The sequence below is a fragment of the Streptomyces sp. NPDC042638 genome, from assembly GCF_040647235.1.
In the GTDB taxonomy this organism is placed as follows: domain Bacteria; phylum Actinomycetota; class Actinomycetes; order Streptomycetales; family Streptomycetaceae; genus Streptomyces; species Streptomyces rameus.
On record NZ_JBEZBT010000011.1, the window covers coordinates 111,652 to 138,381 of the forward strand.

Annotated in this window: 23 protein-coding genes; 19 read left to right on the forward strand and 4 right to left on the reverse strand. The window is 74.3% G+C overall.

Translation table 11 applies throughout. The annotated features are described in order from the left end of the window. The first annotated feature begins 157 nt into the window (after positions 1 to 157). From AB0B40_RS12460 to AB0B40_RS12535, 16 genes are all read left to right on the forward strand, one after another. Entirely contained in the window at positions 158 to 3,301 is a 3,144-nt protein-coding gene (locus AB0B40_RS12460; protein ID WP_362263887.1) for a hypothetical protein, read from the forward strand. Further along, complete coding sequence (locus tag AB0B40_RS12465; RefSeq protein ID WP_345046499.1) at positions 3,298 to 4,005, forward strand: DUF4255 domain-containing protein; 708 nt, start codon at positions 3,298 to 3,300, stop codon at positions 4,003 to 4,005. The genes AB0B40_RS12460 and AB0B40_RS12465 overlap by 4 nt, the downstream gene beginning before the upstream one ends. Beyond that, positions 4,002 to 6,086 carry an AAA family ATPase gene (locus AB0B40_RS12470; RefSeq protein WP_362263865.1) on the forward strand — a complete coding sequence of 695 codons (2,085 nt, stop codon included), beginning with the start codon at positions 4,002 to 4,004 and terminating at the stop codon, positions 6,084 to 6,086. Before AB0B40_RS12465 ends, AB0B40_RS12470 begins: the two co-directional genes overlap by 4 nt. Positions 6,087 to 6,226: 140 nt before the next feature. Next, positions 6,227 to 7,789: a phage tail sheath family protein gene (locus tag AB0B40_RS12475; RefSeq protein ID WP_362263866.1), complete on the forward strand. Its 1,563-nt coding sequence runs from the start codon at positions 6,227 to 6,229 to the stop codon at positions 7,787 to 7,789. A 37-nt stretch (positions 7,790 to 7,826) separates the two neighbouring features. After that, positions 7,827 to 8,267 (forward strand): phage tail protein, encoded by a 441-nt coding sequence (locus AB0B40_RS12480; RefSeq protein ID WP_258776374.1) that lies wholly within the window; start codon positions 7,827 to 7,829, stop codon positions 8,265 to 8,267. Then, on the forward strand, positions 8,264 to 8,767 hold the full coding sequence (locus AB0B40_RS12485; protein ID WP_345046504.1) for a hypothetical protein: 504 nt from the start codon (positions 8,264 to 8,266) through the stop codon (positions 8,765 to 8,767). The genes AB0B40_RS12480 and AB0B40_RS12485 overlap by 4 nt, the downstream gene beginning before the upstream one ends. Then, complete coding sequence (locus AB0B40_RS12490) at positions 8,764 to 8,922, forward strand: DUF6760 family protein (protein ID WP_237538843.1); 159 nt, start codon at positions 8,764 to 8,766, stop codon at positions 8,920 to 8,922. The genes AB0B40_RS12485 and AB0B40_RS12490 overlap by 4 nt, the downstream gene beginning before the upstream one ends. 2,569 nt (positions 8,923 to 11,491) lie before the next feature. Continuing rightward, the gene (locus tag AB0B40_RS12495) at positions 11,492 to 12,304 is read left to right on the forward strand and encodes a hypothetical protein (protein ID WP_362263867.1); all 813 of its coding nucleotides are present in this window, start codon (positions 11,492 to 11,494) and stop codon (positions 12,302 to 12,304) included. 105 nt (positions 12,305 to 12,409) lie between these two features. Then, positions 12,410 to 12,835, forward strand: a complete 426-nt coding sequence (locus AB0B40_RS12500; protein WP_345046511.1) for a phage tail protein — start codon at positions 12,410 to 12,412, stop codon at positions 12,833 to 12,835. Positions 12,836 to 12,916: 81 nt separating this feature from the next. Beyond that, entirely contained in the window at positions 12,917 to 13,639 is a 723-nt protein-coding gene (locus AB0B40_RS12505) for a LysM peptidoglycan-binding domain-containing protein (RefSeq protein WP_345046512.1), read from the forward strand. Further along, positions 13,636 to 15,459 carry a VgrG-related protein gene (locus AB0B40_RS12510; RefSeq protein WP_362263868.1) on the forward strand — a complete coding sequence of 608 codons (1,824 nt, stop codon included), beginning with the start codon at positions 13,636 to 13,638 and terminating at the stop codon, positions 15,457 to 15,459. The genes AB0B40_RS12505 and AB0B40_RS12510 overlap by 4 nt, the downstream gene beginning before the upstream one ends. 85 nt (positions 15,460 to 15,544) lie before the next feature. Further along, complete coding sequence (locus AB0B40_RS12515) at positions 15,545 to 15,865, forward strand: PAAR domain-containing protein (protein WP_345046515.1); 321 nt, start codon at positions 15,545 to 15,547, stop codon at positions 15,863 to 15,865. Between the two features lie 35 nt (positions 15,866 to 15,900). After that, positions 15,901 to 16,284 (forward strand): GPW/gp25 family protein, encoded by a 384-nt coding sequence (locus tag AB0B40_RS12520; protein ID WP_345046613.1) that lies wholly within the window; start codon positions 15,901 to 15,903, stop codon positions 16,282 to 16,284. Further along, entirely contained in the window at positions 16,284 to 18,242 is a 1,959-nt protein-coding gene (locus tag AB0B40_RS12525) for a putative baseplate assembly protein (RefSeq protein WP_362263869.1), read from the forward strand. Before AB0B40_RS12520 ends, AB0B40_RS12525 begins: the two co-directional genes overlap by 1 nt. Beyond that, the gene (locus AB0B40_RS12530; protein WP_345046518.1) at positions 18,239 to 18,802 is read left to right on the forward strand and encodes a phage tail protein; all 564 of its coding nucleotides are present in this window, start codon (positions 18,239 to 18,241) and stop codon (positions 18,800 to 18,802) included. Before AB0B40_RS12525 ends, AB0B40_RS12530 begins: the two co-directional genes overlap by 4 nt. A 1,009-nt stretch (positions 18,803 to 19,811) precedes the next feature. Next, the gene (locus AB0B40_RS12535) at positions 19,812 to 20,543 is read left to right on the forward strand and encodes a zinc ribbon domain-containing protein (protein WP_345046519.1); all 732 of its coding nucleotides are present in this window, start codon (positions 19,812 to 19,814) and stop codon (positions 20,541 to 20,543) included. A 65-nt stretch (positions 20,544 to 20,608) separates the two neighbouring features. On the opposite strand, the gene AB0B40_RS12540 is transcribed toward AB0B40_RS12535, so the two are convergent. Beyond that, a complete protein-coding gene (locus AB0B40_RS12540) occupies positions 20,609 to 21,388 on the reverse strand; it encodes an oxidoreductase (protein WP_345046520.1) in 780 nt (259 codons plus the stop codon). A gap of 243 nt (positions 21,389 to 21,631) precedes the next feature. On the opposite strand from AB0B40_RS12540, the gene AB0B40_RS12545 reads away from it, so the two are divergent. Further along, complete coding sequence (locus AB0B40_RS12545) at positions 21,632 to 22,867, forward strand: glycosyltransferase (RefSeq protein ID WP_345046521.1); 1,236 nt, start codon at positions 21,632 to 21,634, stop codon at positions 22,865 to 22,867. Between the two features lie 238 nt (positions 22,868 to 23,105). Here AB0B40_RS12545 and AB0B40_RS12550 read toward each other — a convergent pair whose 3' ends face one another. Beyond that, positions 23,106 to 23,864: a DUF2182 domain-containing protein gene (locus AB0B40_RS12550; RefSeq protein WP_345046522.1), complete on the reverse strand. Its 759-nt coding sequence runs from the start codon at positions 23,862 to 23,864 to the stop codon at positions 23,106 to 23,108. After that, positions 23,861 to 24,475, reverse strand: coding sequence for a DUF1326 domain-containing protein (locus tag AB0B40_RS12555; protein ID WP_362263870.1), 615 nt, complete (start codon positions 24,473 to 24,475; stop codon positions 23,861 to 23,863). The genes AB0B40_RS12550 and AB0B40_RS12555 overlap by 4 nt, the downstream gene beginning before the upstream one ends. 150 nt (positions 24,476 to 24,625) lie before the next feature. Here AB0B40_RS12555 and AB0B40_RS12560 point away from each other — a divergent pair, with 150 nt between their 5' ends. Both AB0B40_RS12560 and AB0B40_RS12565 read left to right on the forward strand, forming a co-directional pair. Continuing rightward, a complete protein-coding gene (locus AB0B40_RS12560; protein WP_362263871.1) occupies positions 24,626 to 25,282 on the forward strand; it encodes a M15 family metallopeptidase in 657 nt (218 codons plus the stop codon). 537 nt (positions 25,283 to 25,819) lie between these two features. Beyond that, a complete protein-coding gene (locus tag AB0B40_RS12565; protein ID WP_345046527.1) occupies positions 25,820 to 26,029 on the forward strand; it encodes a hypothetical protein in 210 nt (69 codons plus the stop codon). 98 nt (positions 26,030 to 26,127) lie between these two features. On the opposite strand, the gene AB0B40_RS12570 is transcribed toward AB0B40_RS12565, so the two are convergent. Then, complete coding sequence (locus AB0B40_RS12570; protein ID WP_362263872.1) at positions 26,128 to 26,694, reverse strand: helix-turn-helix domain-containing protein; 567 nt, start codon at positions 26,692 to 26,694, stop codon at positions 26,128 to 26,130. Positions 26,695 to 26,730: the final 36 nt, after the last annotated feature.

Consider the following 26,730-nt stretch of genomic DNA (forward strand, 5'->3'; position numbering starts at 1 on the left):
GCTTCCCCCGGATGCGTCCCGTCGGCCCTGCTGCGCCGGCCGCGGTGGCGCGCAGGATGGCGAGCGTATGCGCGAAGGCGGTGAGCGGACTGTGAGGTGGACCGTGACGGGCACGGACGGATCCGACGGGTGGCGGTGCCGCCTGGGGCGGATCGGCATGTCGTTGCTGTTGCTGGTCCCCCTTCTCGCGCTGACCGCCGCCTCCGGGCCCGGTACGGCCGAGGCGGGGGCCCGCGTCGCGGACACGGCCGCCACCCGGGTCGCCTACGCGGGCACCCGGCACCGCAGTCTGGGACGCGTGGAGAACCCCACCTCCAGCGCCCCCCTGTTCGGCGCCGGACCGACCCACTACGACGTACAACCCAACGCCCTCGGCGACCAGTTGGTCTTCGCCAGCCGGCGCGACGAGAAGAAGCCGCAGATCTACCTGCGGGCCGCCGACGGTTCCGTGCTCCGGCTGACCAGCGGCCGGGACGCGGCGCACCCGCGGCTCACCCCGGACGGGCTGGCGGTCGTGTTCGACTCGGCCGAGCCCCGCGGCTCCGGCGGCACCCAGCGCGACGTGTGGCTGGTGCGCACCGACGGGACCGGTCTGACCCGGCTGACCGACACCCCCGCGAACGAGGAGTGCCCGACCGTCTCGCCGGACGGGCAGCGCCTGGCCTACTCCAGCGACGCCGATCCGCTCGTGGGGCGGCAGATCTACGTACGGCCCCTGCTGGGCGGGACGGCGAACCGGGTCACCGACCCGGCGAACGGCACCGCGAGCGAGCCGGCCTGGAACCCGGTGGACGACGAGGAGAACCGGGACGTCATCGCCTACACGGCCACCGCCGACGGCGCGCCCCGGCTGCGCTGGACCAGTGGCAGCACGGGAGGCGGTGGGCCGCTGCTGGCCGGCACGCAGGCCGGGTGGCGGACCCACGGGGCAGCGTGGCTGCCCGACGGGGACGGTGTGCTGTTCCTCAGCCCGGACCGCACCTGCAACTGCGAGGGCGACTGGGACCACGTGTTCCAGGTGCCGGCGCACTCCGAGGGGACACCCGCCCTGGTGCTGAGCGAGGACCGCGAGGTGGAGACCGTCACCTGGCTCGGGCCGCAGACCGGCGGCACGGCCGTCGTGGACCGTACGACCGCCCCCGGCCCGCACGGACCGAACGTGGTGACGCTCCAGGACATCCGCCTCGACGGCACCGATCCCCGCGACCTGAACCAGACGATCCTCAAGGAGGATCCGGCGGCCGACACCAACACCGACCCGGCCAAGGACCCGCTGTTCCAGCCGGCCGCCACCTTCGACCCGTGGACCGAGCGGCAGAACTACACGCCCGACGGCCGCCGGATCGTCCTGACCCGCTTCGAGGACCTGGACGGCGCACGGATCGAACGGATCCTGCTCGCCGACGCCGACGGCACGAACGCGCAGGCCGTCCCGCTGGCCGGGCGTGGGCCGCGGGACTGGGACACCGACCCGACGTTCTCCCCCGACGGCAGGTCGCTGGCCTTCACCCGGACCTCACCCGGCGGCACCGGGGGTACGGCAGGACCCAGCCGCGTGCTGATCGCCGACGTCGGCAGCGGCGAGATCCGCGGTGAGATCACTCCGCCCGCCGGGCAGGCCCAGGGCAGCGACGCCCAGCCCACCTGGTCGTCCGACGGCACCACACTGGCCTTCACCCGCACCCAGGTGATCGACGGCAACGGCGGCAACAAGCACATCTGGACCGTGCCGGCGGACCACCTGGACCAGCAGCGGGATCTGAGCGCCGCGAACTGCCCCGGTGCCTGTGACGTCATCGACGACAGCCCGGCGTTCTCGCCCGACGGCCGGACCGTCGCGTTCAACCGCAAGAACGGCGGCGGCCGGGTCGACCAGCACAACGGGATGCTGCTCACGTCGCTGTCCGGCGACGACTGCCGCGTCCTGCTGCCCGCCGCCGCGCGCGACCTGCCCGGCGCCTGCGGCCGGGAGCTGCCGGACACCTCGGCCACCGGCCCGTTCCAGCCCCGCGACGCCGCCTGGACCGCCGACGGCAAGAGCCTGGTGATCAGCTCACGTGCCGCGCTGCCCGCCAACAGCCCGGAGAAGCTCAGCCTGGTGGACGTCGGCACGGGCGAGCTGACACCGCTCACCGACGAGCTGCCGGGCCGGCAGAAGGAGCCGAGCGTACGGCAGTCCGTGGACCTCGCGGTGCAGGCGCCGGACACCTCCGGGGACATCGTCGTCGGCCGCACCGGCACCGTCCGGGTCGACGTCGTCAACCACGGCCCCGCCGCCTCCCCGGGCACCCGGCTCACCGTCGCCCCGCCCACGGGTGTCACCGTCACCGGGCTGACCGCGCCGGGCGGCACCTGCGACGCCGCGGCCCTGACCTGCGACCTGGGCGTGGTGCCGCCCGGCAGCACCGTACCGGTGACCGTCACCCTCACCGGGGTCACACCGGGCGACCAGCCCGTCGACTGGTCGGTCACCGGGTCCGTCATCGACCCGAACCCCAGCGACAACGCCGACCGCACGGTCGTACCGGTGCGCAAGGCGCCCGACCCGACACCGACCCCGACACCGACCATGACCGCCCCGAGGCCGCCGACCGCACCGCCGCCCACCACCCCCGCGCCGCCACCGCCGCCGCCCTCGGAGCCGCCCGCCCCGAAGGCGGGCCCGGGAGTGCGCGTCACCGCGCAACCGAACCCCGGCTACGTCGGCGGCCGTGTCGTCGTCACCTACACCGTGCGCAACGGCCGCAACGCGCTGGCCACCGGCCTGCGGCTGCGCATCGGGCTGCCCGCGAACGTACCGAACAACGGGCCGCCCGCCGGCTGCGACGCCACCTGGGTGTGCGCGCTGCCCGACCTGGCGCCCGGGGCGCGCACCGTCCTCCAGGTCGTGCTCTCACCCGGGAAGGTGCTCACCACGCAGGTCACCGGCCGGCTGACCACCACCGGCACGGACGCCGACCTCGGCGACAACTCCGCCCGGCAGCGCCTGCGGATCCTGCAGCCGCGGATCATCGCGGTACCGCCGATCGGCAAGCCCGGCTTCGTGACATCGGTACGCGGCAAGGACTTCCCGCCGGGCGTGCCGGTGCGGTTCCGCTGGAAGCCGGGCATCACCGCCGCCGCGGCGCCGACGGTGCCGAAGACGGACGGCACGTTCATCGGCCAGCTGCTGATCCTCACCAAGGACCAGACCGGTCCGCGTACCATCACCGCGAGCGGCCCCGGCTTCTCCCCGGTGAAGACGGACTTCCTGGTCGTCAACGGCAGTGTGCAGCCGCCCGACGAGGTGACCCGCCGGTGATCCACGAGGTCGACGAGGGGCTGCGCCGGCTGCTCGGCGAGGCCGGGCTCGCCGCGTCGGGCGTCGAGATCGTCTTCGACGCGCCGACCAGCGACTGGGCCGCACGCCGCAGCGCCCCCACGGTCTGTGTGTTCCTGTACGACATCCGCGAGGACAACTCGCGGCGCAACAGCAGCTCGGGCGAGATCTACGACGAGGACGGCTTCGTCGTCGCCCGGCGCTCCCCGGCGCGCTGGTTCGAGCTGACATACCTGGTCACGGCGTGGGCGAGCCGCCCGCAGGACGAGCACCGGCTGCTGTCCCAGGTGCTGGCCTGCCTGGTGTCCACCGACACCCTCGGGCCGCACCTGCTGACCGGCTCGCTCGCCGAACTCGGCCTGATCGTGGGCCTGGACGCGGGTGGCACCGGCCTGGACGCCCCGGCCGCCTCCGACGTGTGGTCCGCCCTCGGCGGGGAGTTGAAGCCGTCCCTCGGGGTACGCGTGCGGGCACCGCTGGCCGGTATCCAGCGGGCCGCCGCACCGCCGGTCACCGAGGGACTGGTCGTACGCTCCGTGCCGCGGTCCCTGCCGGACGAACCGGATTCCGCCCGCCGCCTGCGCTACACCGAGGTCGGCGATCCGGGCCCGGAGGGCTTCGGCGGTACGAGGGAGCGGCGGCCCGCACCCGCGCGCCGCCGACGACGAGGGGACCGACAGCCGTGACGCACACCGTGGAGCCCGCGGCACCGGCCGGGACGGAGGCCACGCCCTACCTGTGGCGGCGGCTGGGGGCGGTGGAGGAGCGGGTGCGCCGGACCGTGGCCGCCCGGCGTGCCGCCGACCCGGACCCGGACGACCCCTACCGGGGGCAGTACCTGACACCCGAGGCGGCCGAGCGGCTCCTCGACGAGCCGGGCGGCCCGGGGCCGGCGCTGCCGTCCGCCGACGCGCCGCCCGGCTCGCTCCTCGACCGGCTCGCCCGGGACTTCCGCCTGTCAGCGCTGGACGTGGACCTCCTCCTGGTCGCCGTGGCACCGGACCTGGACGCCCGCTTCGAGCGGCTCTACGGATACCTGAACGACGATCTGACGCGTCGCCGGCCCACGGTCGGACTGGCCCTCGAACTGTGCGGGCACCGCGGGGTGTCCGCGGCCCGGTTCCGGCTTTCCCCCGGCGCGCCGCTGCTCGCGGGCGGCCTGCTGGAGATCACCGAGGCGGAACGGCCGCCGCTGTCACGCGTGCTGGCCGTACCCGACCGGGTCACCGCCCATCTGCTGGGTGACTCCGCGCCCGACGCGCGGCTGAGGGAGGTGCTCGGCGAGGACACCGTCGACCCGGCCATCGACACAGCGCTGGTCCGGCGGGCCGCCGTGGCGGCCGCCGGCGGCACCGGCCATGTGCACCTGCGGGCCCGCGGCGGTGCCCCCGAGGGCCTCGCCGACGCCGCCCTGCGCGTGTCCGGCCGCCGGCCGCTCGTCCTCGACGCGGCGGCCCTCGCCCGGCACGGCCGCGAACTGGCCGAGCTGGCCGGGACCGCTGCCCGCGAGGCTCGTCTGACGGACGCCGGGGTGGTCCTCGGCCCGCTGGAGGCGCTGCCGGACAAGCCGTCCGAGCGGGCCCACGCCCTGCGCACGGTGTGCGCGGCGCTGTCGGGCATCCCCCTGTTCAGCTACGGCTCGCAGGGCTGGGACCCGGCCTGGGCAGCCCGTACGCCGGTGACCTTGACCGTGACCACCGCCGCTCCCGAGCAGCAGGTCGCGCGGTGGCGGTACGCGCTGGAGACGGCCGCCGGCCAGGACTCGGCACCGGTGGACTTCGACACGCTCGCCCGTTCCGTGGCCGCGCACCGCCTGGACTCCGGGCAGTTGCGGCGCGCCGCCGAGGCGGCCGTGCGCACGGCGGGGCTGGCGGGCCGGCCCGTGGGCACGGACGATCTGCGGGCCGCGGTACGGGCACAGAACGGAGCGGGTCTGGCCCGGCTGGCCCGCCGGGTCGAACCCGCGGTGGGCTGGGACGACCTCGTGCTGCCCCCGCAGACCCTGCGCGGCCTGCGTGAACTCTCAGTGCGTGCCCGTCACCGGGACCAGGTCCTCGGGCAGTGGGGCATGCGCCCCGGCGGCGGGCGGGGCCGTGGCGTCATCGCCCTGTTCGCGGGCGAGTCGGGCACCGGCAAGACCATGTCCGCCGAGGTGGTGGCCGCCGATCTCGGCATGGATCTGTACGTGGTGGACCTGTCCACCGTCGTCGACAAGTACATCGGCGAGACCGAGAAGAACCTGGAGCGCATCTTCACCGAGGCGTCCGCGGTCAACGCGGTCCTGCTGTTCGACGAGGCGGACGCGATCTTCGGCAAGCGCTCCGAGGTGAAGGACGCGCGTGACCGGCACGCCAACATCGAGTCGGCGTACCTGCTCCAGCGGATGGAGTCCTTCGACGGCATCGCCGTGCTGACCACCAACCTGCGGGCCAACCTGGACGAGGCGTTCACCCGGCGTCTGGACGTCGTGGCGGACTTCCCGGTGCCCGACGCGGCACAGCGCCTGGCCCTGTGGGAACGCTGCCTGGGCGACCGTCTCCCCCGCGCCGGCGACCTGGACCTCGCGTTCTGCGCGGACCGGTTCGAGCTGGCGGGCGGTTCGATCCGGGCCTGCGCGGTGACCGCCGCCTATCTGTCGGCCGAGTCCGGTGTGCCGCTGGCGATGCGCGACGTGGTGGCGGCGGTGGCCCAGGAGTACCGCAAGCTCGGCCGGCTGGTCCTGGAGGCGGAGTTCGGTCCCTACCTCGCGCAGGTCACCGGCCCGTGAGCCTGCACGCGCAGGGCGCGGCGAGCGCCCCTGTGGGCAGGGCGCTTGCCCCCGGCCAGGGCCCGAAGTCCCCTGCGAGCAGCGGCGGGCGGAGGAAAGGGTGAGGGGGACCCGGACAGCAGGAACGTGAAGGAGCGAGCATGCCGACGTACCTCACCCCAGGCGTGTACGTGGAGGAGGTGCAGTCCGGTGCTCGCCCCATCGAAGGTGTGGGCACCGCCGTCGCCGCGTTCGTCGGCTTCGCCGAGAACGGCCCGTTCCACGAGCCGACACTGGTCACCAGCTGGGACCAGTACACCCAGCAGTTCGGCGGCTTCACCCAGGGCGCCTATCTGCCGCACGCCGTCTACGGCTACTTCGCCAACGGCGGCGGCGCCGCGTACGTCGTCCGGATCGGCGGCTCCGCCGACGACGCGTCCGCCCCGGCCGTCGCGCAGGGCGACCCCGCGCGGCAGAGCCAGGTGGCGCCGACGGTGGAGGTGGGGGGCTTCCTCATCGCGGCCAGGCCCGGTGTCAGCGGTGTGTCGGTGGAGATCGCCGAGCCCGACGGGGAGAACCCGTCCGAGGACCGCTTCCGGATCCTGGTCCGCCAGGGCGACCAGGTGGTCGAGACGTACGACGCCTCGACCCGCAAGAACGTCAAGGGCTATCTGCTCAACCAGGTCCGCTCCTCGAAGCTGATCGACGTCACCGAGCAGCGCGGCGCGAGCCCGACCAGGCCGGCGGCGCAGACGGTGGCGGTGCCCGACGCCCCGGCCGCGCCCGCCCCCGCCGCGTCCGGCGAGGTGGCCCGCATCGACCCGGCCGAGTACGTCGGTGACGCGGGCGCCCGCACCGGGTTCGCCGGCCTGGAGACCATCGACGAGATCACGATGGTCGCCGTTCCGGACCTGATGAGCGCCTACCAGCGCGGGGACATCGACGCCGAGGGCGTACGCACCGTCCAGCTCGCCGTCATCTCGCACTGCGAGCAGATGGGCGACCGGGTCGCGCTCCTCGACTCCCCGCCCGGCATGTCCGCGCAAGCGGTGCGCACCTGGCGCAACGACGAGGCGGGCTACGACTCCCGTTACGCGACCCTCTACTACCCGTGGGTGCGCGTCTTCGACCCGGCCGTCGGGCACAACACCACGGTCCCGCCGAGCGGTCACGTCGCCGGTCTGTGGGCGCGCAGCGACGCTGAGCGCGGTGTGCACAAGGCGCCCGCCAACGAGGTCGTCCGCGGCGCGGTGGACCTGGAGCTGCGGCTGAGCAAGGGCGAGCAGGACCTGCTCAACCCGATCGGCGTGAACTGCATCCGGGCGTTCCCCGGTCGCGGTGTCCGCGTGTGGGGCGCCCGCACCCTGTCCTCGGACCCGGCGTGGCGGTACCTCAATGTGCGCCGGCTGTTCAACTACCTGGAGGAGTCGATCCTCCTGGGCACCCAGTGGGTGGTGTTCGAGCCGAACGACGACCGGCTGTGGTCGAGCATCCGCCGCAACATCAGCGCGTTCCTCACCGAGGAATGGCGCCGGGGCGCGCTGTTCGGGCGGACGGCCGCGGAGGCCTTCTACGTGAAGTGCGACCGCGACAACAACCCGCAGGAGTCCATCGACCAGGGCCGCGTGGTCTGCGAGATCGGCGTATCGCCGGTCAAGCCGGCCGAGTTCGTGGTGTTCCGGCTGGCCCAGTTCTCCGACAGCACCAGCCTCGTCGACGAGTGATCCAAAGGGAACACCAAAGGAAAGGTGACAGACAGTCATGGCAGAGGGCGATGCTCTTTCCACCCATATCTTCGGCGTGCAGCTCGGGGGTTACCTGGTCGAGTCGATCCAGGAGATCAGCGGGCTGACCGTCGAGGAGGAGGTCGTCGAGGTCCGGCAGGTCAGCTCCGAGGGCAAGCAGATCATCCGCAAGCAGCCGGGCGCCCGCCAGGCCGGCGAGATCACCATCACCCGTGGACTCGACCAGAGCAGCGAGTTCACGAAGTGGATCAAGGAGACCCTCAACAACGGTGCCGTGGACACCGCGCGGCAGAACCTCACCATCGAGATCAAGGACTCCACCGGCGCGACCGTACGCCGTATCCAGCTGATGCAGGGCTGGGCGTCCAAGTGGGAGGGGCCCTCGCTCAAGGCGGGCGAGTCCGCCGCCGCGACCGAGAGCGTGACCATCGTGTTCGAGGAGATCGTCGTCGAATGAGGCGCCGTACGGTGACCGCGGGCAGCCTGGAGGAGATCCTCCAGGTCACGGCGCCCGCGACGGAGGCGGCAGCGGCGGCCGCACCGCCCCCCGCCGCCGCTCCCGCTCCCGTTTCCCCTCAGGAGCACGGGCTGCGCACCGAGTTCGAGTTCGAGCTGCCCCGCGGGTATGTGGACGAGGCGGGCACGGTGCACCGGCACGGCGCGATGCGCCTGGCCACGGCCCGGGACGAGCTGCGGCCCCAGATCGACCTGCGGGTCAAGGAGAACCCGGCGTACCTGAGTGTGGTGCTGCTCAGCCAGGTGATCACCCGGATCGGTGCGATCACCGACGTGCACGCCGGGGTCGTGGAGCGGATGTACGCCACCGACGTGGCCTTCCTCCAGGACTTCTACCGGCGTGTCAACAGCGAGGGACACACCCGGGCCGCCGTCACGTGCCCGCACTGCGAGGGCGGCTTCGAGGTCGACCTCTCGGGTGGGCGCCTGGGGGAATCGTGACGTACGCGCTTCCCCGGTTGCGGGAGGAGATCGCGTACATCGCCTACCACTTCCACTGGCCCCGCGAGGAGATCCTCGACCTGACCCACGGCGAACGCCAGCAGTGGGTCACCGAGATCGCCCGTATCAACACCCGCGTGAACGAAGGCGGTTGAGCACATGGCATGGCGGGACAGGTTGCGTCGTACGCGACGTGCCGTCGAAGCGGCCACCCCGGCCGGGCGGCCTTCCGCCTCCGGCGCCGGTGGGGGGACGCCCGCCGCCGAGCGGGCGTCGTCCGCCACCGGGGGGAAGTCGTCCGCCACCGAGCGGGGATCCGCCGTGCCGGCCGGCTGGGACGGCGGCTGGCGCTCCGTCTCCGCTCCGGCCCTCACCGTCTCCCGTGCCCCGATGGCCGTCAGCGACGGCCTCGTCTTCCGAGCCGGCCTGGCGGCCTGGCGTGATCCCTCGTTCGACACGGGTCTCGCCCATGGCGTGCTGCCGTCGGCGCCGGCCGGCGTGGTCCGTGGCGTGGCCCGGCCTCCGGCGTCACCCCGGTCCGCGCACGGCGGCGGCGGGCCGCTGTTGTTGCGGGCACTGTCCCCGTACGGGGAGGAGAACACCTCGGGTGCCGGCGAGGGGAGTCCGGCACGCCCGGGACGCCCGACGCGTGCGGGTGGTCCGGGCACTTCGGCGCCTGCGGGCGCGCGCGGCGAGAGGTCGGCCGCTCCGGCGCCGCCGCGCTCCCCGGCCTCCCGTCCCGCCGACCGCCGTACGCCCCCCACCACGTCCCCTGGCGACGCAAGCACCCCCACGGTCGAACCTGCGCGTCACGAGGCCCCGCCGCTCCGGCCGCTGCCGCACGTCCAGCGCCGCACGGCGGGTGACGGACGAGCCCCGGCATCCGGTTCCGTCGCGGACCCCGGCGGGGCGTCGCGACCACGGCAGGACCCGCCGCGCGACCGGCGGAACGCACGGGAGGAAGGCCGGCCCGGCGGCAGCGGGAAGACCTCGGCCGACGCTCCGGCAGCACAGTCGGCCCCCTCGTCGCGGCAGGAACGCGGCAGCGCCCGGCCGCAGTCACCGGGCACGGGCCGCTCGGCCGGACCGGACACGTCCCGGGGTGGCGACGACCGCACCGACGCTGCCGGGTCACGGGCCTCCGAGGGCACGCACGGCTCACCGAGTGACGCTCCGCGGGCACGCGGTGCACGCGCGGGTGGCCCGGCACGAGACCGGACCGCCGCACCGGCAGCCACCGGGCCCGGCGCCGAGTCCACTGCCAAGAACGATGCCAAGTCCGCTGTCCCGAGCGGCCGTTCCGGCACCGGCAGGACACCGCGTGGCGCGTCCGGGGCCGACGGACAGCGCAGCCTCGGATCCACGACTCCCGCGGCCGGCGGACAGCAGGGACTCGCTTCCGGGGCGCAGCCGGCCGAGGGGCGGCGCGGCCTCGCCCCGGCGTCGTCGCCGGCCGTCCTGGGCGGCTCCTCGCCCGCCGTGCAGAGGGCCGTCACGGCGGACGGTGGTCCCGCTCCGGCCGTACCCGCGCCCCCTCGGCTGCCGTTGGTGCGCCGGATCGCGGTGGTGAGCACCCCCGTCGGTGAGAGCGGGTCACGGGCCGCCTCCCCCGGGGACACCGGCCCCGCTCCCGCCGGCCCCACGGCGCGAAACGTCCCGGCGAAGACGCCGGGGACCTCCGTCGACCGGGGGGACGCCGGGACCGGCCGTGCCGGCTCGTCCGCCACGCGCGCCGTTCACGAGGCCGTCCGCCCGCGCCCCCTGGGCCGCCCGCTGACCGTCGCCCGGCGGCTCGGCGTACCGACGCGTCAGGTGACCGCCGTACGACCCGCATCCCCTGCCCCTGCCCCTGCCCCCGCCCCCGCGCCGGCCGCCCCGGGCGGGCCGGCCGGCACTCCGGACGCGGACGGTCCGGGGACGCGTGGGGTCGAGGACGGCTCTGTCGTACAGCGCCGGGCAACCCGTCCGCCGCTGGGCGCTCCGCTGCCCGGGCTCCCGGAGACGGCGGTGCCGACGAGCCCGCTCGGCACCGCCGCGGACCGTGCACCAGGGCCCGCGCTGCCTGTCGTCCAGAGCCGGGCGGAGGAGGCTGGTGACCGTCCGGCGATGCGCTCCGAGGGCCACGGTCGTACGGCGCCCGCCGCGCGGGCCGGTGAGGCGGCCGGGCGGGAGACGCCCGCCGTGCGGCCCGGCACGGCACGCGGCGGCGCCGAGCAGCCGTCTGGCTCACGCGCACGGACCGGCCTCGGAGCGCCCCTTCCCGCGCTGCCGCCCACCGCCGGCCCGCCGTCGGCGGCGCCTGCCGCACGTGCCGCGCGTCCGGACAGCCGGCCCGGCGTACAGCGCTTCCCGGCCGCACCCACATCGGATGACGTGCCACGTCGGGATCATTCGTCCCGCCACCGTTCCCAGGCACCTCTGCTGGGTCCGGACGCGGCGCCGGGCACGACCGTCTCGGGCTCGTCCACGGTGCCCGGCGGTCGGCCGCCCGCGCAGATGTCGGTATCCGGTGCCCCCGGTGCCCTCGTACAGCGGCGCGCGGTCGCGGACCCGGTGGCGGCGAGCGGCCGCCCGGCCGGTCCCACGACCCCGGCGGCCTCCGGCGCCCCCGAGGCCGGCCGGCCCGGGCCGTCCGCGCCCGGACCCCGTGCGCCCGGCCGTACGGGCGGCACCTCACCCGGCACCCCGCGTCAAGGCCCGGTTCCCCTCGTTGTCGCCCGAGCGGTGACCGCCCACGGGACCGCGCCCGCCGCCACACGTACGGCGCCGCCGACACCCACCGGGCGGCTGCTGTCCGCACGCCCGCTCGGCCTCAGCACCCGCGCGGCGGACGGGGGTTCCGCCGCCCAGCGCCCCGGCGGCACCCGTCCCGTGGTGGCGGCGCGCTGGGCCCGCGAGACCACACCGGCGAACGGCCCTCAGGGCGCGCAGGGGGCGGCCTTCCGCCCCGGCGCCGAGCCGGACGGCCGGACCGTCCAGCGCTCCGCGCGTCGTACCTCTGGGCTCGGCCCGCCGGGCACCGCCATGCCCGGGGGCGCCGCCTCCGTGCCCGGGGCCGCTGCCGCCGCACCCCGGCCCGTCCGCGTCGTACGTCCCGTCCAGCCCGAGCCGTCACACGGCGTGCCGGGGGCCAGCAGGCGGGCGCCGCTGCCCGTGACCGGACCGCAGCCGCACCCGCCCATCGTGCAGACGGCTCCGGTGAACCTTCCGGCACAGGCCGTACCGGTCCGGGCGGCCCCCGTGGTGCGAGCCGCCGCGCCCGTCGTCCAGCGCGACACCGGCGGGCCGGCGAACGGCGGCCGAGGACCCGGGGCGGCGACGACCGAGCCCCCCGCACAGGACGTCGCCACCGGGACCGCCGCTCCCACCGGGGTCGGCAAGGGGCACGGGCACGCGGCCGCGGCTCCCGGGGCGGACAAGGGAGCGGACCTCGACGAACTGGCCCGGCGTCTGCTGGACCCGGTCTCCCGGCTGCTGCGCACCGAACTGCGGCGCGGCCGGGAACGGACGGGCAGGCCCTTCGACGGGCGCCGCTGAGACCACGGACAGGCGTGAGCGGACACGGCGCCCCACGAGGCCACAGGCCCACGAGGCCACGGCCGCACGGGATTACGGGAAGCACGACGAACGGACGACGGACGCATGACCGACAACATCTTCGCCACGAGCGTGTTCTTCCGGCTCGCCATCGGCGGCAACGACCTGGGCGCCTTCCACACCTGCTCCGGCATGGGCGCCCAGGTCGAGATGGAGAGCTACGCCGAGGGTGGCAACAACGGCTTCACCTGGCAGTTGCCCGGCCGTGTGACCTGGTCGAACATCACCCTCACCCGGCCCGTGACGGCCGACACGGCGAAGATCGGCCGCTGGCTGGACGAGACGCTGCGGCGGGTCGAGCCCAAGGACGGCGAGATCGTGGCGCTGCGGCCCGACCTGAGCCGCATCATCAGCTGGCAGGTGTACGGCATCGTGCCGGTGCGCTGGCAGGGGCCGTCGTTCGACCCGGCCACCTCGCAGCCGGCGGTGGAGACCCTGGAGATCGCCCACGAGGGCCTGGTGCCCTCCTGAGCCGCTCTCGCATGACGCACCGCACCTGCTCGTCCATCCGCACCAGCACCGCCCAAGCCGCTCCGGAAAGGAACGCACGCCATGTCTCCAGCGGTCCGCGCCAGCCGGGCCCGGGCCCAGCTCACCCTGAAGGAGCCGCCGGCCTCGGTCGGTGCCCGGCCCGGCGGCACGATCGCGCGGCTCGACCTCCAGTTCAATCCGTCGACGCTGGAGCTGCGCAAGTCCACCGAGTGGCGCCGCTCCCCGGCCCGGATGGCGGGAGAGTCCGCGCTGCCGGAGTTCGTCGGCAGCGGGCCGCGCACCCTGAGCCTCGAGGTGTTCCTGGACGCCACCGCCAAACACGACAACTCGGTGGAACAGGCGGTGGAGAAGCTGATGAAGGCGTGCGTGCCCACTCCGGCGAGCCTGGGGCGCAAGAAACCCGCCAGTCCCTGGGTGCGGTTCGAGTGGGGCACCGCGCGCACCACGTCGTTCGACGGGGTGCTGTCCAGCCTGTCGGTGTCGTACAAGCTGTTCGACGTGGACGGGAAGCCGCTGCGCGCCACCTGCTCGCTGACCATCGAGGAGGCGAGCGTCGACGCCCCCGGACAGAACCCCACGTCGGGGGCGCGCACCGCGCGCAGCACCCACACGGTGGTGGCGGGCGACAGCCTGGCGATGCTGGCCTGGCGCGAGTACGGGGACGCGACGGCCTGGCGGACCATCGCGGAGGCGAACGGCATCGACGATCCGATGGCACTCGTGCCCGGCACCGAACTGGTGGTGCCGGGCGTGCGGGACGCCGGGGGCGAGGAGGAACAGTGAGCGGTTTCGAGGGAGGCGAGGCCCGGTCGTTCGCGGCCGACCCGGTCATCGAGGCACCGGGCGAACTGCCACCGGTCTGGGCGACCCAACTGGTCAGCTGCGTGGTGGACGAGAACGTGGGGCTGCCGGACACCGCGGTGCTCACCTTCCGGGACCCGCAGCACGAGTTTCTCGCCGCGACCGGCATCACCATCGGCACGCCGCTGCGCGTGTCGGTGGTGACCGTGAAGGGGCAGGCCCGGGAGCGGCTGTTCAACGGTGAGGTCACGGCACTCGAACTCGACCGGGACTCCACCGGCACCTTCACCGTCCTGCGGGCGTACTCCAAGGCCCATCGGCTCCAGCGGGGCCGCAAGGTGGTGGCGTACCGGAACATGACGACCGCGGCGATCGTCCGCAAGGTGGCCACGGCCGCGGGGCTGGCCTGCGGCAAGGTGGAGGCACCCGCCGTGACCCACAAGCAGCTGTCCCAGGCCAACGTCTCCGACTGGGACTTCCTGCAGTACCTGGCGGCCGAGAGCGGCGCGCAGGTACGCATCGACGACCAGGGCGTTCTGCAGTTCACCCGGCCGTTGAAGGCGTCCGGTGCACCCGCGCCGTCGACATCCGCGACACGCAGCCCTCTGGTCCTCGAGTACGGGCGGAACCTGCTGGCGCTGCGCGCCTCGCTGTCGACGGCCGACGCGGCGCAGAAGGTGCAGGTGCGCGGCTGGGACGTCACCACCAAGCGGCCGTTGGTCGCCGAGCAGCCGTCCGTGGTGAGCGGCACGGTGGTGCCGGGGCTCAGCCCCGCCTCCGTCAACCGGTTCGGCAAGGCCACGCAGCTCACCGTCACCGACACCCCGTACCGCACCCAGGCGGAGACCACGGCGGCGGCACGGGCCATGGCCGAGCAGGTCAGTTCCGGGTTCGGCGAGTTGGAGGCGGTCGCCACCGGCAACCCGGTGCTGCGGGCCGGCAAGCCGATCGCGCTGGGCAACGTGGGCGCGGCGTTCTCCGGGCGGTACACGGCGACGGCCGTGCAGCACGTGCTGGAGCCGCACGGCGGCTACCGGACGACGCTGTGGGTGAGCGCGAGCCCGGACCGCTCGCTGACCGGGCTGGTGACCGGCGCCAACGCGCCCGGCCGCGGGCCGCGCATCCCCGGTCTGGCCATCGGCGTGGTGACGGACGTACGGGAGCCGAGCGGCTCGGAGCGCGGCGCGGTGCGCCTGAAGTTCCCCTGGCTGGACGACACGTACGTCACCGACTGGGTGCGCACGGTGCAGTGGGGCGGCAAGGGCGGCGGCGGTGTGGTCAGCCCCGAGGTCAACGACGAGGTGCTGGTCGGGTTCGAGCAGGGACTCCTCGACAGTCCCTACGTCATCGGCGGGCTGTACAACGGAGTGGACAAGCCGTCGCAGCACGACGTGCCGCTCATCGACAAGACCAGCGGGAAGGTGAACCGCCGTTCCTTCGTGTCCCGTTCGGGACACCGGGTGGAACTGCTGGACGCGCCGGCGCCCGGGAAGTCGGGGCTGCGCCTGGCGACCGGGGACAAGCGCCTGGAGGTACGGCTGGACGACCGCCGGGACCGGATCGAGGTGACCGTGTACCAGCGGCCCGGGCAGGTCGGCACCTCCTTCGTCATGGACAGGAACGACATCACTCTGAGCGCCCCGAGGGGGGCCGTGACCCTGAAGGGACGCAGGGTGAACATCGAGGGACAGACCGGCGTCGACGTCTCCGCCCGCAAGGTCGGGGTGACCGGGCGTTCGGAGGTCTCCGTCGACGGCGGGCTGCTCGGCATCCTCAAGGCGAAGCTCATCCGGATCAACTGAGCCTCCGCCCATGCCCGTCGCCCCCTTCGTCTGCGCGGTGCGCGTCACCTTCGCGCCGCCGCCCCCTGACCCCGAGGAGCCATCCATGCCAGCCGCAGCCAGAACCGGCGATCCCACCAGCCACGGCGGACGTATCACCACGCCGCCGCCCCCGGCGGCCCTTGCGGTGGAGAGCGTGCTGATCGGCGGCCTTCCCGCCGCCGTCGAGGGCAGCCTGCACGTCTGCCCGATCGTGCCGCACGCGGCGCTCGGGCCGGCCAACGTGATCGTCCCCGACCCGGCCGCCCTCGTCCGGGGCGCGGTCCTCATCGGCGGCCTGCCCGCCGCGCGGATGCGCGACAAGACGGCCTGCGGCGCCCAGATCGTGATGGGCGCCATGAACGTACAGATCGGAGGCGCGCTGTGAGCGAGCGGTTCATCGGGCGCGGCTGGGCGTTCCCGATGCGGGTGGGCCCCACCGGGGGCATCGCCATGGTCGAGCGGGGCCGGGAGATCGAGGAGGCCATCCGCCTCGTCCTCGGCACGGCGCCGGGCGAGCGGCCGATGCGGCCCGAGTTCGGCTGCGGCATCCACGACTACGTGTTCGCTCCCGGCGACGGCGACACCGCCGGGCGGGTCGCCCAGCAGGTGCGCGAGGCACTGGAGCGGTGGGAGCCGCGGATCACGGTGGACGACGTGGTCGTCGCCTTCGACTCGGTGGACGCGGGGACCCTCTACATCGACGTGCACTACACGGTGCGCACCACCAACGACCGGCGCAACCTGGTCTTTCCCTTCTACACGATCCCCTCCGAGGAGGGGGCCGAGGAAACGGTCGGCATCTGATGGTCCTGCCCTCCCCGAACCTGGACGACCGGCGCTTCCAGCAGCTCGTCGACGAGGCGAAGCGGTACGTGCAACAGCGCGCGCCCGAGTGGACCGACCACAACGTCTCCGACCCGGGCGTCACCCTGATCGAGACGTTCGCCTATCTGGTGGACCAGCTGCTGTACCGGCTGAACCGGGTCCCGGACAAGAACTACCTGGCGTTCCTCGACCTGTTGGGCATCAGCCTGTTCCCGCCGGCGGCGGCCGGCACCGAGGTCGACTTCTGGCTGTCGGCGCCGCAGCCCGAGACGGTGACACTGACCGCGGGCACCGAGGTGACGACGGCGGCGGGGGAGAACGAGGACGCCGTGGTGTTCGCCACCACGGACGAACTGCGCATCGTTCCGAGCGAGTTGATCCGCCTGGTGACCGCGCCGCGCGGCGGTGAGCAGGCCGACCGGACCGGCGCCCTCACCGAGGGCCTCGACGTGCGGTGCTTCCAGGCCGCGCCCGAACCGGGGGACGCGCTGCTGTTCGGGCTGCCCTCGGCGGTGCCGCGCTGCGTGGTCGCGGTGCGCCTGGACAGCCGCGTCGAGGGTGTCGGCGTCGACCCGCGCCAGCCGCCGCTGGTGTGGGAGGCGTGGGACGGCGGGCGCTGGCAGCGGTGCGAGACCGGCGAGGACACCACCGGCGGTCTGAACCGTCCCGGCGAGGTCATCGTGTACGTCCCGGCCGGGCACACGGCGTCCGTGATCGGCGGTACGCGCGCGGGCTGGCTGCGCTGCCGGGTGGTGGAGGCGGAGCCCGGCCAGCCGTTCTACTCCGAGTCGCCCACGGTGCGCGAGGCGTCCGTGTTCACCATCGGCGGCACGATGACCGTGGAGCACGCCGAGACGGTGACCGACGTCCCGCTGGGCACCTCGGAGGGCGTGGCGGGGCAGACCTTCCGCCTCGACCGCCCGCCGGTGCTGCTCGACGGGGAACCGCCGGTGGTGGAGGTGTCCTCGTCCGAAGGCTGGCAGCGCTGGCAGGTCGTGGACCACTTCGGGGGCTCGCGGCCCGAGGACCGGCACGTCCGGGTGAACGCCACGACCGGGGAGTTCACGTTCCCTCCCGTGCTGCGCGAGGCCGACGGCACCCTGCGCGCGTGCGGCGCCGTGCCGCCCAAGGGTGCGCAGGTGCGCGTGGTCCGCTACCGCACCGGCGGCGGCCCGGCCGGCAACGTCGCCCGGAGCGCGATCAACGTGCTGCGCAGCTCCGTGCCGTACGTCGCCCGGGTCGACAACCGTGAGGCGGCTCGCGGTGGCGTCGCGGGTGAGACCGTCGACAACGCCAAGCTGCGCGCCCCGCAGGCGCTGCGCATGCAGGAGCGAGCGGTGACGGCCGAGGACCACGAGATCATCGCGCGGCAGGCGGCGCCCTCGGTGCGCCGGGTCCGCTGCCTGCCCGCCGCCGACGAGCCGGGTGCGGTACGGGTCCTGGTGGTGCCGGACGCGGTCGCCGACGAGGGCGACCGGCTCCGCTTCGAGCAGCTGATCCCCTCCGACCAGGTGCTCGCCACGATCACCGAGGCCCTCGACGAGCGCCGGCTGATCGGCACGCGGCTCGTCGTGGAGCCGCCGGACTACCAGGGCGTCACCGTGGTGGCCCGGCTCACCGCACCGGCCGCCGACACCGACCGGGTGCGCGTCGCAGCGCTGGCCGCGCTGTTCCGCCACCTGAACCCGCTGCACGGCGGCCCCGACGGCACGGGGTGGCCGTTCGGGCGTCCGGTGCAGTACGGGGAGGTGTTCGGCGTGCTGCAACGTGCCGTCGGGGACGTGCTGGTGGAGGACATCCGGCTGTTCGCCGCCGACCCGATCACGGGCCGGCGCGGCTCCCCCGTCGAACGCATCGACATCGACGCGGCCACGCTCGTCTTCTCGTACCAGCATCAAGTGGTGGTCACCGCCGCGGAGCCGGAGGCCCTCCGATGAGCCGCGCCGCGGTCCCCGGGCTGCCGAGCCGGTACCCCATCGGGGAGCAACTGCCCGCTCTGTACGCGGAGGACGACTTCGCCCAGCGGTTCACCGCCGGCCTCGACACGGTCCTCGCCCCCGTGTTCGCCACGCTCGACAACCTGCCCGCCTACCTGGACCCCCGGGTGACACCGGCCGACTTCCTGGCCTGGCTCGCCTCCTGGGTGGGCGGGGTCGACGACCCGCGCTGGCCGGTGGAGCTGCGCCGCGAGGCCACGGTCCGGGCGATGGAACTGCACCGCAGGCGCGGCACGAAGCGCGGTCTGGTGGAGGCGCTGCACCTGGTCCTCGGGGTGCGGGCGGAGGTCGTCGGGGACGGTGGCGCGGTCTGGTCGCGCACGGCCGGCGCCGGGCTGCCGCCCGCGCCGGCCGCCGAGATCCTCGTCCGGGTGTGGCCGGACCGGGTGGCCACGGTCGACGCTGACCGGGTCCACGAACTCGTCCGGGCCCTGTGCCCGGTGCACACGGTGTGCCGTGTGGAGGTCCTGTCCGGACCGCCCGCCGGCGAAGGGGAGTGACGTCATGCGCGAGTGCCCGGCCTGCGGGGCGGCCAATGAGGCGACGGACGACTTCTGCGGAAACTGCGGGGGGTACCTGGGCTGGTCCGACGATCCGGGGACCCGGGCGGCACGGGCCGGCGGGCCGACACCCGCTGTACCCGACGAGCCTCTCGGTCCCCCTGACGCGCCAGGACCTGGCACACACCAGGACCCCGACGCCCCCACCCACGCCCCGGCCCGGGACCCGGACACACGCACCCACGCCCCGGCCCGGGACCCCGAGTCGCGCACATACGACCCGGACGGGGAGCTCGACGCACGCGCCCACCGCCCGGACCAGGACCCCGACGCACGCACCCACCGCACAGCCGGGGGCTCCGGACGTCCGGCGGACGGCACCGGCCCGGACACACCCGCACCCCGCGCCGCCGGGGGCACGCGCACGGCGGGCGACACGGGCCCGGACACCCCCGCGCCCCATGGCACCACGGACACAGGCCCGACGGGCGGCACAAGCCCCGACACACGCCCTCCCGGTACCGCCGGGACCACATCTCCGGCGGGTGACACGGGCCCTGGCACCGCACCCGGTGCCGGTGCGCGCACACGCCGCGCCACCGGCGGCACCGAGGGCCCGGCGCACTCCCCCGGGCAGAGCGCCGCACGCCCGTCGGGTGAACCGGCTTCCGCCGGGTCCGGCGGCTCCGGTCGCGGCAGGGCGGTGCGGACGCCCCACGCGGATTCAGGCGTTCCGCCCACCGCCAGGGTGGTGCCGCCCGACGAGACGAGGCGCGCCTCCCCCGCCCCGGCGTCCCCGCCTCCGTCACCCGGCGCCCCGCCATCGGCTGCTCCCCCGTCGTCCCGGACCGGAGCCGAACCCTCACCGCCCCCGACCCGCCCGGTCTCACCGCCCCCGATTCGCCCGGCCTCTCCGACCCGTACCGTTCCCCCGGCGCGCCCGGTCCCCCCGACCCGTCCGGACGCTCCCCGACCGGTCAAGCCGGCCAAGGCGGCCGCCCCGCGCCCGGTGGTCCGGCCCGTCACGGCGGACGAGGACTCCGCCGGTGTGCCGTGCCCGGTCTGCGGTACGCCCAATCAACCGCACCGCCGGTTCTGCCGGCGCTGTGCCGCGCCCCTGGTCGCCGTCGCCGCGCCGGCTCCGCTGCCGTGGTGGCGCACCGTCTGGCCGTTCCGCCGGCGCACCCGGGCGGGCTCGGGCCGCCTGACCCGGCTCCTGGTCATCCTCGCCGTGGTACTGGCGCTGTGCGCCGCCGGGTTCCTGCTGCTTCCGGCCGGCCGCAACCTCTTCGAGGACACCCGGGACAAGCTGGCCAAGGCCAAGGCGGTGACGCCCGCGCGCGTCACGGCGACCGACCAGGTGCCGGGGCATCCGCCGGACCTGACCACGGACGGCCTCAGCAACCGCTACTGGGCGGTGTCCGGCCCCGGCGCGTCCGTGACGTACACCTTCGGCAAGCCGTTCCGGCTGGTCGACCTGATCGTCACCAACGGCGCCTCCAAGTCCGCCGAGGAGTACGCCCGCCAGGCCCGCGCCCTCCGTCTGGACATGGAGGTCACCGGGCAGGACGGGAAGGTGCACCGGCAGGAGATCGACCTGAGTGACAAGCCCGGAGCGCAGACGGTTCCCGTCGGCATCAGCGATGTCCGGCGTGTCCGGCTGACGCTCGGCGCCCCCGTCGGACTGACCCATGGCCGCCGCATCGCCCTCGCGGAGGTGGAGTTCTTCCAGCGGGCCTGAGGCCGAGTCCCGAGGGGCGGCGCCCTGACCCGCACCCCGTAGGGGAGGCGGAGGCGGTTCGCCGGTCACCAGGTGGGGACGAAGCCGCCGTCGATGATCCAGTCGCTTCCGGTGATGTTGCGCGCGTGGTCACCCGCGAGGAAGAGGATCACCTCGGCCACTTCCTCCGAGGTGGAGAACCGGCCGGTCGCGGTGGCACCGGCGACCTGCGCGACGACGTCGTCGGGCTGCACACCGGCGGCTGCTGAGACCGTCCGCGCGACCCCGCCCTCGGCCAGCCACAGGTCGGTCTCCACCGGTCCGGGACTGACGGTGTTGACCCGGACGCCCTTCGGGCCGACCTCCTTGGACAGGGCCTTGGAGAAGGCCACGACGGCGGCCTTCGCGGCGCTGTAGTCGATCACCATGGGGTCGGGCAGCGTCGCGTTGACGGAGGCGACCGTGATGACGGAGCCCTGCCCCGCCTCCACCATGAGGGGCAGGGCGGCGCGGGTGACCCGCACCGTGCTGAGCAGGTTGAGGTCGAGGACGTGCTGCCAGTCGGCGTCCGTCACCGACACGAAACCGCCGGTGCGGGCGGGAGCGGCACCCACGTTGTTGACGAGTACGTCGACGCGGCCCTGTGCCGCCTCGACGAGCCGCTCGGCGTCCCGTGGCACGCCGAGGTCCACGGGCACCCAGGTGACCGAGCCCTGCCCGACCAGGGCGTCGAGGCCGGGGCTGGACGTCCGGGATCCCGCGACGACCGTGGCCCCGGCCTGGACGAGGACGCCGACCGTGGCCAGTCCGATGCCCCTGCTGGCGCCCGTGACCAGGGCGGTGCGTCCCCGCAAGGGTGCGTTCATGCGTACTCCTGGTGAAGGCGGCGCGGAAGCCGCGCCCGGCGACGGTCCTTCGTGCTTCCAGGTTCCCGCCACGGCCGTCGTCCCGCATTCGTCAGGAGGGCGACGGCAAAAAAGAAGGGCAAGGAAATTCCACTCCTCGCCACTCTCAACTTATAGCGCACAGGGGGGCTTGCGGCAAGAGCCGGGTCGTCCCGCACAATCAGCGGCCGATAGCCGGTACCGGCAGAAAGTGGGGGTCGCGAAGTGCGCGTGCTGTTGACGACGTGGGGATCGCGCGGAGATGTGGAACCGCTGGCGGGACTGGCGGTGGGACTGCGGGAACTCGGTGCGCAGGCGCTGGTGTGCGCGCCTGCGGACGAGGAGTTCGCGGCACTGCTGGCGCGTGCCGGTGTGCCGATGGTGCCGCTCGGTCCTACGGTGCACTCGGTGGTGGCCGGCCCGAAGCCACCGACCGCGAAAGACGCGTTCCGGCTCGCCCCCGAGCTGGTGGCCGCACGGTTCGAGACGCTCACCGCCGCGGCCGAGGGGTGCGACGCGCTGCTGGCGACCGGTCTGATGCCGGCCGGCGCACGGGACGTCGCCGAGAAACTGGGCATCCCGTATGTGCTCGCCTGTTTCCACACCCTCGGACTGCCGTCGCGGCGCTTCCCCCCGGGGGCGCGGCCGGGCAAGCAGTCCCCGCGGGAGGAGACCGACCTGCGGGTGCTGTGGGAGCAGGACGCGCAGCGGGTGAACGCGCTGTACGGCGAGGCGCTCAACCGCCATCGGGCGGCGATCGGCCTGCCGCCGGTGGACAACGTACGCGACCACGTCCTGACCGGCCGGCCGTGGCTGGCCGCGGACGCGACGCTGTGTCCGTCACGGGGCATGACGGAGCTCGACGTCGTGCAGACGGGGGCGTGGATCCTGCCCGACGACCGTCCGCTCCCGGATGACCTGGAGGCGTTCCTGGACGCCGGCGCACCCCCGGTGTACGTGGGCTTCGGCAGCATGGCCGCGTACGCCCCGAAGGACATCGCCCGGGTGGCCATCGAGGCGAGCCGTGCGCAGGGCCGCCGTGTGGTCCTCGCCCGCGGCTGGGCGGGCCTCGCCCCGATCGACGACGCCGACGACTGCCTCGTCGTCGGCGACGTCAACCAGCAGGCACTGTTCCGCCGGGTGGCCGCCGTCGTGCATCACGGCGGCGCGGGCACCACGACCACGGCCGCCCGGGCCGGCGCGCCGCAGGTGGTGGTCCCCCAGATCGCGGACCAGCCGTACTGGGCCGGCCGGGTGGCCGACCTGGGCATCGGCTCGGCTCACGACGGCCCGACGCCGACTTCCGGTTCCCTGTCCGCCGCGCTCGCCTCAGCGTTGACGCCCGAGACCCGGGCACGGGCACGGACCGTGGCCGGCACGATCCGCACCGACGGACGGACGGTGGCCGCGAAACTGCTGCTCGACGCGGCCGGCCGGGACCGGCGCTCCGTGACGGTGTGAACGACACGGCGCCGAGCCGCACCGGGGCGGCGACGGTCCGGGCAGGACACCGTCGGCACAGTGGCCCGCCAGGGCGCCCCGCCCCGCCCTTCCCGCCTGGCCGCCCGGGGACCCCTGGCTGACGAGGCCGAGACGCCTCCCGGCTCGTAGCAGCAGCTCGGCCTCGGCGGGCCCCCACGAAAGATCCGAAGGTCCGCACTGCCGGGAGCACGGGGAGTTGCGGACGAAGGTGGCGGCATCACATCCCGGTCATGCCGCCGCCGGTGAGGCCCGGAGCGAGGCCCGGGATCCAGAAGACGGCCACGGCCAGGGCGATCGAGGCGAGCCCCACGGCACGGGCCACCGCATGCCCGCCCGGAGCGAGCCTCTCGGTGGTGATCACGGCGGCCAGGGCCACCATGGCCCACAGGTTCATCACACCGAACGCTGCCAGCAGCACCATCAGCGACCAGCAGCAGCCCAGGCAGAAGGCCCCGTGGTGGGCGCCGGCACGCAGATCGCGCGAGGGCCCCGGACAGGAGCCGTAGCGCAGCATCAGACCGATCGGCGAGCGGCACCTCGCCAGGCACCGGTCCTTGAGGGGCGTGAGCTGGTAGACGCCGCTGACGGCGAACACGACCGCCGCCACGGCGGTCCCCGCCGCGACGGGGAGGTGCGCCACCCGGCCCAGGCCGGCGGCCAGCGCGTAGGCCGGCAGTCCGGCCGCGGCCCAGACAAGCAGGTAGGCGACGGTGAAAACGACCATGTGCGACGCCCGGTGCGCGGGGAGGGTGCGCGCGTACAGCGCGGCGACGGGTGCTGTGGCGGGCAGCATCATCGCGGCCATCATGAGTGTCCACACGGCCAGGAAGGGGAGCAGGCCCAGGCCCATGGTGCCGGGCATCGCCGGCATGCCGCCCCGGCGCGTCACCACCCAGGCCCAGGCGGCTGCGGCCGCGACCAGCAGCAGCCCGGCGGACGCCGTCCCACGGCGGGCGGTGACGGGCCCACCACTCACGCGGACCATGTGAAGGGCGCGGAGTGACCGTTGCCGCCGGTGAAGTCCCAGGTCCGGCCGTGCACGCCGGCGCCGGTCGCCCGGGTGGACCGGGCGATCGTCAGCGTGCTGTTCACCGGATGGAACATGCCGGTCAGGCCCATGACCGGACCGTCCTCGCCGAACTGCGGGGCGATCTGGTCCTCGATCTCGATGTCGATGGCGTCGCCGATCCGCACGGCGTGCCGGCGGCCGTCGTCCCGGTAGTCGATGGGGGCGCGCTGCACGCCGAGGACTTCGCCGATGAGCGGGGTCAGCGCCGCCATCGGCCCGCCGGCCCGGCCGGAGAAGACCTTGCCCAGTGCCTCGGCCTGCCCGTCGTCGGCCGAAGCGTCGACGTACAGCGCCACCTGCCAGCCGCCCTCGGCCATCACCTGGGGTGCGTCGATGAAGACGGCGACGCTGCGGTCGGAGACGTCCACGCCGTCCACGTCTCCGCCGTCCACGTGGAAGGCGAGCGTCACCTGACAGCGCTCGTGGTCGGCAGGCGCGGTCAGGCCGGAGGTGGTGCAGGGGCACACCACGTCACAGTTGCAGCTCTCCAGGTACGTGCCGTTCAGACTCCAGGGCATGGCCACCTCCCACGTTCGCGTCCCCCGCGGCGAAGGGAATGCATCGGGAGGGTCCGTCCCGCGCCGGTGCAGCTCCTTTCCAGGCTATTCCCGAGGCCGCCCGTCCCGCAGATCCACCGGGGCAGACAGTCCGCCCGAGATGATCGCCTCATGACCGAGATCGTTCTGATGTCCGACCCGAAGGTCGCAGCCGTGCCCGTCCAGGAGTGCGGTGAGCGGCTCGTGAACGTCCGCCGAGGCAGCCACCTGCTGGTCGACGACCGGAAACAGCAGGACTCCGCCGGCACCTTCGCCCACCTGCGGGAAGGCGTGCTCGGCCGACTCCTCGAAGCCGAGGCACGACTGCCCCGCGGGATACGGCTGCTGTTCGTCGAGGGGTACCGCCCGCCCTCCCTGCAGCGTCGCTACTTCGACACCTACGCGGACCGGCTGCGTGCCGGACATCCGCAGTGGTCCCCCGGCCAGGTCCGCTCGGCGGCCAGCCGGTACGTGTCACCACCGGAGATCGCGCCGCACAGCGCCGGAGCGGCCGTCGACCTGACGCTCGCCGATGCGGACGGGCGTGAACTCGACCTGGGCACGCGCATGAACGCGACTCCGGAGGAGAGCGCGGGAGCCTGTTACACGCACGCCGCCGACATCAGCGCCGAGGCGCGCTCCCACCGGGACGTCCTGTGCACCGCGCTCACCGCTGTCGGCCTGGTCAACTACCCCACGGAGTGGTGGCACTGGTCGTACGGAGACCGCTACTGGGCCCTGCAGACCGGGGCGCCCGCCGCCCGCTACGGGCCCGTGGAGCTCGGCTGACAGCGGACGCGGCCGCCAGGCCAGGGCGGCACGAGGGGCGCGTGAACGTGCTGCCGGTGTCGAGCAGTCGGTGCATGAGCCCGGGAGGCAGCGCGGGATCGCGGGCCGCCGTCCGCGGCATTCCGCCAGCGCCGAGCAGCCGAACGCGGTCCCTGTCGGATGAGCATCCTTGCGCGCCATGAAGTGATCTTCTCCGAGCCCCTCGGGGTCTTCGCCGCCCGCTGCTCAGCGGCGGGCAGGGCCATGCGAGTTGCTTCCGCGGTGCGGACGAGCCGAAACCCGGATCGGCCTCGTTGTGCAGGACATCCACGACCACGCAAGAAAGGCCCGCACGATGCACCGTCACACGCTCCTGCTCTCCTTCGGCGCCCTCCTCACCGCAGCCGCGACCGGATTCCTCGCCACCACCGCCATCCGCAGCAGGTACATGTCGCGCTGATGACGCCCGCAGTTGCCCAGCGGCTGTGCGAGATCACGGTTCGGTGCCGACCGAACCGGCCACCGTACCCCGTCGGACTCCGGGGCGTTGACCCGCGCATGTACGACGAACCGAGCCCGACCAGCACCGCCCGCCTGCTGGGCTCCTACTGGCTGGACGGCCCCTCCTGGCAAGCCCGGCAGCCCTGTTGCTGCTTCACCTCACCCCCGCGCCGGCGGGTGCGCGGCGCGCTCATCGCCCGCGGCGTCCTGTCCGTGACCTCGTACGCCCTCGTCCTCGCCGCGCTCGCCCTCATCGTCGCCGGCTGACAGCCGCCGACCGGTCGGCCGGCGGCTGTCGCTTGTCGCTCTGCGACGACGGGCGTCGATCCGCCCCGGTCGACGCCCGATCGGCACCCGGTCGGCGCCTATCCGACGTACAGGCCTTCCAGCAGCGCGGCCAGATAGCGGCGGGCGGTCTCGACGCGGACCGCCGGTTCGCCGTGTACGTTCGCGGCGTAGGCGATTCCGCACATCAGCGGGACGAGGTCGTCCGAGGTCAGGTCGGCGCGCACGACGTCGGCGGCGCGGGCTCGTGCGAGCAGTTCCCGGCCGACCGACCGTATGGTCCGCTTCAGTTCCGTGGTGCGGGGCAGGGCGTCGGTGGGCGCGGCGGTGACCGTGGACAGGGAGGCGTCGGTCACCTGCGCTTCGATGGTGCGGGCGAGGAAGCCGGCGAGGGCGCGCCCGGGGTCGTCGTCGGCCAGCGCCCGCTCTCCGTGGCCCGCGAGTGCCTCCAGGCTGGGTGTGGCGACGGTCTCCAGGAGTGCCTCGGCGGTGGGAAAGTGCCGGTAGACGGTGCCGACGCCCATTCCGGCGCGGCGGGCGATGTCGTTGAGCTGGAGGGGCGTGCCCTCGTCCACGAGCTCGCGGGCCACGGCGACGATCCGTTCCCAGTTGCGGGCGGCGTCCTTGCGCAGCGGGGCGGTCGTCATGCGAGAAGTCTAACCGGATGCCTCATCCGCATCCCG